Below are 2,887 nucleotides of genomic sequence, written 5' to 3'. Positions count from 1 at the left end.
ACTTGGTAATGTCTGTGTTTTTCTCGCCTCAATTACTACTAGCTAGGCAGTTACTTACTTTCTTATATATCTTGTTTATATTCTTCTAATAATTGCGGAATGTGGTCATACCCATCTACACCGATAAATGCAATCATTTTCGGGCGATGTTGCTGTAAAAACTTTTGGAAAGCTTCTGCTCCTATTTGTCCTTGTAAAATTGTCAGTAACCCTGCTGGTTGACGCCACTCACGAGAAGCAATTTGCTCCAAAAGATACATTCCTAAGCAGCCTGTGTAAACAGTTTTTTCGGAATTTTGTAGATTATAATAAGCTTCTGCTAAATAGGCTAAGTTCCGCCCTTGCAGATATAAATCGCCGGAAACTTGCGCTGTTTTAAAGCCATCTTCGAGATATTTAATTGCCGTTTGGTGTTCTCCAATTACTAAATAGGCAATTCCTAAGCTGCTGACACATAAGGCTTTACTTTGAATATCGCCTAATTTCTCTGATAATTTTAAACCTTGTTCCAAATAGTTAATTGCGGCTTCATAAGTTTCTGGTTCTAGGTTTTCTAGTTCCTGAGCTTGCATAACTTCGCTGTAACCTAAATTTACTAGCGCGTTTGCTTCCCCTGTTCTATCGCCTGCTTGCCGACTCAGTATTAATGCTCGTTGACTGTAGTTAATTGCCTCAGCATAATTTTGCTGTTGCACGTAGGTGCGGCTGAGGTGGTTGAGATTGGCGATTTCACAGGCGCGATCGCTTGCATTTCTGGCTATTTCTAACGCCTGCTGATGAAAATCAATAGAGCGTTGGTATTGTCCCAAAGCACGTTGCGAATATCCTAAAAGGGTTAAAATACGCGCTTTTTCTTGGGTTCCCTCGCCTTTTCGCAGAGGTTCATCCAAATAATCAAGGGCATCTCGCAAATAAGTGCCAGTGAAAGAGGCAAAAATCCCGCCGTAAAAGGGAAAATATGGCCGCTGGGCAAAGGTTCGCAAAATCTGGAGCATAATTTGAGAACAGGCATCGCCGTATACTTTCCCAATGCTGCCAAAACCACTTGCTAACTGACTCCAAATCACTGCAAAGGTCAAAAAAGTGGAAATGGACAACTTTGGCCCGGCCTTAACATCGTAAGCTTGTTGGTCAAACCAGTTAATTAGTCCCCGTTGCAAGAACTGTAAAATCAATGCCATTTCCACCCAATCTCTAAGGGTGATCCCCCGTTGTCGCTGGGCAAACTCAATTGCAGATTCTTCCCTAGCCAAGGTGCGAAGCAGTGCTTGGGGTAACTCACTATTGAGTTGTTTCGCCCAACTTGCCCAAGGTCCACGTTCTCCGGGTACGCCACCAAATCCCAAAGATTCTTTTTGCTCGTACATCCAACTGAGCAAGTTGTCTTGCAATCGCTGCCAAGAGGTTAAACCACGGGTAATCCCTTCGGAAAATTGTTGTAAATCTGAATCTGCCTGAGCAAATTGCTGTAATGCTTTTGACAACTGCTGTAGCTGTTGTGAATTTAGCGGATATTTCTGATTGGGATCAGTAACCCGTAAAAATGCTGCTAGACGATCGTCTGCCGCAGATGTGGTAATTTCTGTAACTGCAAAGGCGATCGCTTCTGTGGCTTTGTTTTGCTCTTGCCAGCGTTGCCATTGACTTTGAATGGTTTTAATGGCTCTCAAACTCCGAGTAGCCTTAGCTTTTTTGAGTTCGTCTTTTTCGCTATCTACTTGGTTTTGGAAAGCATTCAGGCGATCGCTCAAAACTAGCTCAAAGACTTCCCCTGTACCGGAAGTAATTCCTTTAAGCAGCATTTGATACACCTGTTCTACAGAGCTAATTTTGCCCTTGAGGGTGGTTTCGACAATTTCATCGATTAAGGCAAGATAGCGATCGCGCAATGGCAAAGAGTCTGGCACTTTGGCTACTAGAGAATGTCACGTCCATTCTAATTCTAGTCTGAGTTTGACCAAGTGGATTGGATGCCTGTAAGGGTTGAGAGCATTCAAGGGGTAGGCAATGTCTGACGAGCTGACTAAGGTAGGGCATTTATACAGATCATAGTGCGTCTAAAAAAAGTTAAACAGATATATTGATATATCACTGCATTTGCTATACATTTTTTGTATAAGTTTTAATTTTAGAGGTCTAACGAATGGTTATTAAAATTTTAGAATTAGGTCTTCTGATGAAGCTTACCGAAGAAGAAGAAGAAAGCTATAAAGGAGGTACTCCTACAGAAATTAAAGATCCTGCTAGTGGCGTTTCCAATGGTGTTGAATCTACTAAACCTTCACCACCAATAACACTAGGTATTTCGCCAGGAATAATAACACCAGATATTTTGCGAGCAGGTGTGGAAAAACCAAGTGTGGTAAAACCAGGTGTCGTAAAACCAATTGTGGGAACAATTCCGGAAACAACCTAAGTATAAGCTGCTATTAGTAATTTCATAATATAGAAAGCAGCTATTGTTCCTACGTTCACCAAGGTGGTATTGAAACAAAAACCGGAGAAGACAGGAAACTTCTCCGGTTTTTGCCTTGTATCTAGTACATTTTCTGCTAATACAAATTTTTTACTTTAAGTAAGTCGGTTTTAAAAAATAAACTTATCTGACACAATATAAAATTACGGCAACAGCTTATAAATTAGTCATTCCAGAGTTTTTATAAAACTAAACATACATAGGTTTTATCGTACCCACTTACTTGGTTTTGGTTCTCAATCTACAACTAAAGTTTTTAGGACTTACACATTGACAAGAAATATCAAATATGAAGCAAGTTTAGAAACCATATCTTTCCTAAGGGCACAGCATTGTTCATTGGTGTGAACAAAAGCCTAGTGGTCTGGCAAGTCAACTTTGATGAGTTAATGCCGTTTTTTGGTATGCTTA

At 40.6% G+C, this 2,887-nt stretch carries 2 protein-coding genes; one reads left to right on the top strand and one right to left on the bottom strand.

The window, feature by feature from the left end:
- Positions 1 to 62 precede the first annotated feature (62 nt).
- Positions 63 to 1,907, bottom strand: a complete 1,845-nt coding sequence (locus tag VB740_RS36360) for a tetratricopeptide repeat protein (protein WP_323204652.1) — start codon at positions 1,905 to 1,907, stop codon at positions 63 to 65.
- Between the two features lie 236 nt (positions 1,908 to 2,143).
- Here VB740_RS36360 and VB740_RS36355 point away from each other — a divergent pair, with 236 nt between their 5' ends.
- A complete protein-coding gene (locus VB740_RS36355) occupies positions 2,144 to 2,416 on the top strand; it encodes a hypothetical protein (protein ID WP_323204651.1) in 273 nt (90 codons plus the stop codon).
- The last annotated feature ends 471 nt before the right edge of the window (positions 2,417 to 2,887 follow it).

The organism is Nostoc sp. UHCC 0251 (assembly GCF_034932245.1).
GTDB lineage: Bacteria > Cyanobacteriota > Cyanobacteriia > Cyanobacteriales > Nostocaceae > Nostoc.
Note: the sequence above shows the minus strand (reverse complement) of the source record. Positions and strands in the feature narration are given on the sequence as shown.

Excerpts from the sequence above, each read along its gene's own strand:
- VB740_RS36355 (WP_323204651.1), top strand. The coding sequence starts at position 2,144 with ATGGTTATTAAAATTTTAGAATTAGGTCTTCTGATGAAGCTTACCGAA.